General features: G+C 73.0%; 6 protein-coding genes. All 6 read right to left on the bottom strand.

What is annotated here, in order from left to right; genetic code table 11:
- Positions 1-49 precede the first annotated feature (49 nt).
- Entirely contained in the window at positions 50-889 is an 840-nt protein-coding gene (locus tag ACH4EB_RS38310) for a hypothetical protein (protein ID WP_398353149.1), read from the bottom strand.
- Positions 889-2169, bottom strand: coding sequence for a VWA domain-containing protein (locus ACH4EB_RS38305; protein WP_398353148.1), 1281 nt, complete (start codon positions 2167-2169; stop codon positions 889-891). The genes ACH4EB_RS38310 and ACH4EB_RS38305 overlap by 1 nt, the downstream gene beginning before the upstream one ends.
- 90 nt (positions 2170-2259) lie before the next feature.
- Positions 2260-2952, bottom strand: a complete 693-nt coding sequence (locus ACH4EB_RS38300; protein ID WP_398353147.1) for a hypothetical protein — start codon at positions 2950-2952, stop codon at positions 2260-2262.
- A 250-nt stretch (positions 2953-3202) separates the two neighbouring features.
- Positions 3203-4018 carry a DNRLRE domain-containing protein gene (locus tag ACH4EB_RS38295; protein ID WP_398353146.1) on the bottom strand — a complete coding sequence of 272 codons (816 nt, stop codon included), beginning with the start codon at positions 4016-4018 and terminating at the stop codon, positions 3203-3205.
- 261 nt (positions 4019-4279) lie between these two features.
- The gene (locus ACH4EB_RS38290; RefSeq protein WP_398353145.1) at positions 4280-5791 is read right to left on the bottom strand and encodes an SDR family oxidoreductase; all 1512 of its coding nucleotides are present in this window, start codon (positions 5789-5791) and stop codon (positions 4280-4282) included.
- A 282-nt stretch (positions 5792-6073) separates the two neighbouring features.
- The coding region (locus ACH4EB_RS38285; protein WP_398353143.1) for a hypothetical protein at positions 6074-6428 on the bottom strand (355 nt) is incomplete at its 5' end.

The following is a 6428-nucleotide window of genomic DNA, read 5'->3' as shown; positions in this document are numbered from 1 at the left end:
GCGCGCGGAACCCTCCGCGCGCCGCCCCGCCGTGCCTTCCCGCCGTGCCTCAGACGCCCGGCGGCACCCGCGACGGGCGGCCGCCGCCCCGGGTCAGGGCGTACCCGGCGATTCCGGCGAGCGCCGCCAGCAGGCCGCCCACCGCCGTCCACACCCACCGGTCGGACCACCGGCCCGAGGACCAGCCGCCGTCCGGCTCGGCCGCCGCCACGGACCGCTTGCCCGACGCCGGTGCCGACGCCTCCGGCGAAGCGCTCCGCCCGTCCCGCGAGCCCGCCGCGCCGGCCCCCGGCACCAGCGGCGCGGCCAGCTTGCCGTCCACGGCGTACGCGCCGCCCGTCCCGGCCACCGTGGGCCCGAACTCGGCGTGCACCGGCAGCCCCAGGTCCTCCTGCGGCAGGTCGGTGACCGTCAGACGCACGTAGTAGACGCCCGGCAGCGGATCGTTGGACGACTGCTCCGCCCAGGAACGCACCGTACGCAGCGTGCAGGACAGCTCCACCGAAGCCGCGTCCGCTGCCGCCGCCCTGGTCTGCGCGCCGTACGCGCACGCCTGGCGCCGCCGCAGCCCGTCGTACACGTCGAGCTGCCAGGTCGCGGCGCCGTGCCGGGCCGCCTTGGGCAGGGTCACCTTCGCCGTCATCGTGGCGCGCTGCCCGGCGTCCACCGGCACCGCCCAGTACAGGTAGTCACCGGTCGACGCCCCGGCCGTCGCCCGCTGCCCCGGCGTGACCGGCGTCGCGGTACGGAACGACGTACCCGCCTCCGTCGGCCCCTCGGCGCTGCCGCTCGCGGACGGCGACGGGCTGTCCGCCACCGCCCCGCCCGCCGTACCGAAGAGCGCGGCACCCGCCAGCAGCGCGGCGGTCACAAACGTACGGGTACGCATCAGTTGGTCCTCCAGACGGCGACACGCCAGCGCGACAGCCGGCCCCACAGCAGACCGGCCACCAGACCGGCCAGCGCCAGCGCGCCCAACAGCCACCAGCCGCGGCCCAGACCGAACGACGCCACGTCCGAGGCGTCCGACGGACCGTCCACGACATCGATGGCCAGCTCGACCGGCAGCCCCGGCTCGGTCTTGACCGAGGCGGGCGCGGCGAAGGAGTTGCTGAGCTGGAGGCAGACGGTTTCCGGCGCGTCCTGCGCGGCACCGTCGGCGTTCTTCAGCGGCGCCTTCGGGTAGCGCAGACCGGAGGAGATGACGTCGGTGCGCCCGTCACCCGCCTCCGAGCCGCGGACGATCTCCCGGCCGTGCACGGTCGAGGCGCGCAGCAGGACGCCGTAGTCGTTGTTGACGGCACGGTCGGCGCCGATGCTCGCGGACGCCCGCAGCTCCTGGCCGGGCCGTACGTCCACCCGGTACCAGCGGTGCTCGGCGAACTTCTCCCGGTCGGTGTACAGACCCGGCTTGAGCACCGGGGCCTTCGCACACTGGCCGGCGCCCTGCGTCGCCACCGGCGTCACCACCGGGTCGGCCGCACGGTCCACCAACTGGTGGACACGGTCCCGCAGTTCGCTGGTGTGCTGGACGGAGGTGTACGTGCCGCCGGTGGCCTCCGCGATGCAACTGAGCTGCTTACGGGTCTTGGCGTCCGGCAGCAGCCCGAGCGTGTCCACGGTCAGGTGGATGCCCTTGGCGGCGATGTCCCGCGCCACCTCGCACGGGTCGAGCGGGGCGCAGGTGTCCTCGCCGTCCGTGATCAGCACGATCCGGCGGGTCGCGGCGCCGCCCTGGAGGTCGTCGGCCGCGCCCAGCAGGGCCGGGCCGATCGGCGTCCAGCCGGTGGGGGCGAGCGTGGCCACCGCGGTCTTCGCCTCGGTCCGGTCGAGCGGGCCGACCGGGTAGAGCTGCCTGGTGTCCTTGCACCCGGTCTGGCGGTCGGGTCCCGGGTAGTTCGCGCCGAGCGTCCGTATGCCGAGCTGGACCTCGCCCGGCACCGCGTCCAGCACCTCGTTGAACGCCTGCTTCGCCGCCGACATCCGGCTCTGCCCGTCGATGTCGCGCGCCCGCATCGAACCGCTGACGTCGAGCACCAGCTCGACCTTCGGGGAGGGCTGCTTCGCGTCAGGTTCGTCGGCGGCTGCGGCGGAGGTGGGGAGGAGCCCCACGGCCAGGGTGGCGAGCAGGCCGCACACCCCGGCCGCCATCCGTTTTCTTGTGATCATCGCCGGATCGTATGGAGGATCGGGCTCGGTGATCAAAACGGTCGGGCGCCACTGACGCCGGATCAGCGGCCGGGGATGTGCCGGGCGGTGCTACGACCAGGTCACGCGCAGCGTGGCGGTGGACGGGGCGAAATTCTTGTACGCGTTCGGATGCGACTCGTTCGACGCCTTCAGCCCCAGGGTCATGCTCGGCCACTTGTTCCGCTGGGCCGCGCGGGCGCTCGCCGTGACGTTGAAGGACAGGGTGCGGCTCGGGCAGACGTCGCTGGGCCCGGGGTGGCGCGTGTCCAGCCAGTTGTACCACCGCGGCTGGGACTTCCACGTCGTGCTCTTGTAGATCCGGCCGGTGTCCCACATCTCGATGTTGTAGGGAGCGCACGACTGGGACCAGGTGTTCTGGATGAGAAGCCGGGCCTCGCGGATCGTTCCGCGCCGGTGCAGGTCCCCGGTGCCCATCGTGAGGAACGAGCGCCACACGCCGTTCAGCGCGGGGTCCGTCCTGAGGGCCCGCTTACCGACGCGCGCGACGTCCCCCGTCCGGCCCCAGTAGACCCGGTTCGGGGTGCTGTCGTTGACGCTCGTCCACAGGCCCACGCGGCCCCTGGGTGCGCTGGGACCGGGCAGGCGCTGCTCGGATACGGACGCGCCGGCCGGCCCGGTCTGCGTGCCCGGGCTCGCGGCCCAGGCCGCCGGAGCGGCGAGGCCGCCGATGAGGCCGCAGGCCAGCAGGGGATACAACGGCCGGGACCGCCGCCGGCCGGTGAGTGAACGGGGTGTGGGCATGGAATGCCTCCAGTGCAGGGAATGGCTGGACGATGTCCAGCTTTTCCCCGCCGGCCGCACGCCGCGCCCCCACTGCGTCCGACCGGGAACGCGTCAGCCGCGTATTCACTCGTCCGACGGAAGACGGAGGACTGAGGGTGACGGCGGCGGGGCCGCGTCGGTGCCCCTCGGCGGCCCCGCCACGCCGTTCCTGTCCCGCCCGCTCCCGCGCCGCGGTGGGAGGCCGCCGGGGCGGGCGGACGCGATGGACTCAGCCCTTGGTCCAGGTGACGTTCAGCTTGGCCGTGCTCGGCGCGAACTTCTTCCAGGCGAAGGTGTCGTTCTCGTTCGCGGCCCGCAGCCCCAGGGTCATGTCCGGCCACTTGTTGGCCTTCGCCGCCCGGGCGTTGTCCGAGACGTCGAAGGCCAGGACGCCGGCCGGGCAGTGCTTGGCGCTGTGGCCCTTGGCGTCGGAGACGGTGGCCAGCAGCTTGTACCACTTCGGCTGTTTGTTCCACGTCGTGCTCTTGTAGGCCCGGCCGGTGTCCCAGAGCTGGACGGGCCGCTTGGCGCACGACCAGGAGTAGCTGTTCTGGATCTCGAACGCGGCGCTCTTGATCTTTCCGGTCCGCTGGAGATCCCTGGTGCCCATGGTGATGAACGAGCGCCAGGTCCCGCCCGTGTCGTTCTCATGACCGACGCGCGCCACGTCCCCGGTCTTCGCCCAGTAGGACGCGTCGGGGTACTTCTTGTTGACGCTGGTCCACAGCCCCACCGGGCCTCTGGGAGCACGCGCCGTGGGCAGGCTCTGCTCGGTGGTGTACGTGCCGGACGGGTTGGCGTACACGCGCACGGTGTCGGTGCGCTGCGACTGCACCTCCACCCGCCGGCCGGACGCGGCGGCCCGCTCGGAGGCCCGCTGGAACTCGGCCTGCTGGGCCGCGGACTGCCGCGACTTCGTGTCGTGGGCGTCGGAACCCGCCGCCCACGCGGTGGGGACGGCCAGTCCGCCGACGATGCCGCAGAGCAGTACGGGGTACCACGGGCCGGACGGTCTCCAGCCGGTGAGGGGACGGTATGTGGGCATTGCGCACCTCTCATTGCCGGGAGGGGCGAACGTACAAGGGCCCGCCATCGCCGCCCGCACGCCGCGCCGCCCCTGCGGCCGACCGGGGACGCCCCCGGCCCCGTAATTCACTCGTTCGTCGGATCGCAGAGGACGGAAGGTGACGGCACTCGGGTGGCGCCTACGTCAACGTCGTCGTCCGGCGCTCCGCGTCAGCGACCCGGCACGGCGCTCCGCGCCCATGCCCGGCGCGGCTCCATGCGTCCCGCACCCCGGCACCTCTTACGTGCCCCGCTCGGACGCCTTCCGCTCCTCCCGTTCCCCATCCCGCGCCCGCGCCGCGACGGCGATGTTGCGCGCCATACCGCCGAACACCACCGCGTGGAACGGCGCCACACTCCACCAGTACGCGTGGCCCGCCAGCCCGTGCGGATGGAACACCGCCCGCTGCCGGTAGACCGTACGGCCCGCCCGGTCCCGCCCGGTCATCAGCTCCAGCCAGGCGAGCCCCGGCAGCCGCATCTCCGCGCGCAGCCGCAGCAGCCGCCCCCGCTCGATCTCCTCGACCCGCCAGAAGTCCAGCGAGTCACCGGCGCGCAGCCGCTGGGCGTCCCGCCGCCCCCGGCGCAGCCCGACACCGCCCGCCAGCCGGTCCAGCCACCCCCGCAGCGCCCAGGCCAGAGGGAAGGAGTACCAGCCGTTCTCGCCGCCGATGCCCTCGATGACGTCCCACAGCGCCTCGGGCGAGGCGTCCACCACGCGGGCCCTGCGGTCGGTGTAGAGGCTGCCGCCCGCCCAGTCCGGGTCGGTCGGCAGCGGGTCGCTGGGGGCGCCGGGCACCGAGGCCGACGACCAGCGGGTGGCGACCTGCGCCTCCCGTACGCGCCGCAGCGCCAGTTCCACCGCGCGGTCGAAACCGGTCGGCCCGCCGGGCGGGTCCGGTACGTACCGCGCGATGTCGTGCTCCTCGGCCACCGCCTCGTGGCGCAGCGACTCCGCCAGCGGCCGGGCGATACCCGCCGGTACGGGCGTCACCAGCCCCACCCAGTGGCTGGAGAGCCCCGGCGTGAGCACCGGCACCGGCACGATCAGACGGCGGGGGAGCGCCGCGACCCGCGCGTAGCGCTGCATCATCTGCCGGTACGTCAGCACGTCGGGACCACCGATGTCGAAGCCCCGGTTCACCGACTCCGGCAGCGCGGCGCACCCCACCAGGTAGTGCAGCACGTCCCGTACCGCCAGCGGCTGGATACGGGTACGCACCCAGCTCGGCGTCACCATGACCGGCAGCCGCTCGGTCAGATACCGCAGCATCTCGAAGGACGCCGAGCCCGACCCCATGATCACGGCGGCCCGCAGCACCGCGGTCGGCACCCCGGACGCCAGCAGGATGCGGCCCACCTCGTCCCGCGACCGCAGATGAGGCGACAGCTCGCGCCGGTCGACGCCCGCCGGCACCGGGCCGCCCAGATAGACGATCCGCCGCACGCCGGCCTTCCGCGCGCACTCGGCGAAGGTACGGGCCGCCCGGCGGTCGGTGTCCTCGAAGCCCTTGCCCGTGCCCAGCGCGTGCACCAGGTAGTAGGCGACCCCGACGCCCTCCAGCGCCTCCGCGAGCGACTCCGCGTCCGTGACATCGCCCCGTACCGTCTCCACCTGCCCCGACCAGGGGTGATCCCGCAGCTTGCCCGGCGTACGCGCCAGACACCGCACCGGGTATCCCGCGGCCAGCAGTTCGGGCACCAGCCGCCCGCCGATGTAGCCGGTCGCCCCGGTCACCAGACACCGTTCCACGCCGCGCCTCCCGTAGCCGCCCGGTTCCGTACCGGTACCCGCGCCGCCACCGATGATCCACGCCGCGCCGCTGCCGCTGTCCTCACCACCGGATCGAGGGCCCGCCGAATGGACCAAGCCCCCCACGCGGCCCCTGGCGACAGGTGCCGCGGCGGCCCCGGCCATGTCGGCAGGCGCGGTACCGGGGGTGCCTCCGGGTACTCCGGCCCGTCGTGTAGTGTTCTTCGGGTTGCCACGGGGCCGACAGGCGTCGCGACAATCTCACGCCGCACCGGCGGTACCTCACCACTGCACGGCTCCCTGACGGGATGAATTTCGGTATGCCGAAATTCTGACAAGCGGCTCGATTATGAGCCGCCAGGGAAAACCGCTAAAGTAGTGAGCACGCCGGAAGGCGCGAACAAACCCGCTCCAGCAGGGGCCGGATACGGAAAAGGCGGAAACGCCGAACGGGTCTGGTAAGGTTGGAACCGCGAAGAAGCCGAAAGGCCGAAACGCGCCGGCGGAAATCAGGACCGCGAGGATCTGATAGAGTCGGAAAAGCAAGACCGAAGGGAAGCGCCCGGAGAGCCTGGTGAGACAGGCACAAAGGAAGCGTCCGTTCCTTGAGAACTCAACAGCGTGCCAAAAGTCAACG

Origin of the sequence: Streptomyces sp. NPDC018045, assembly GCF_044327445.1 — a bacterium.
Taxonomy (GTDB): Bacteria; Actinomycetota; Actinomycetes; order Streptomycetales; family Streptomycetaceae; genus Streptomyces.
The sequence above is the reverse complement of the archived record's forward strand: the minus strand, read 5'-3'. Positions and strand labels throughout refer to the sequence as shown.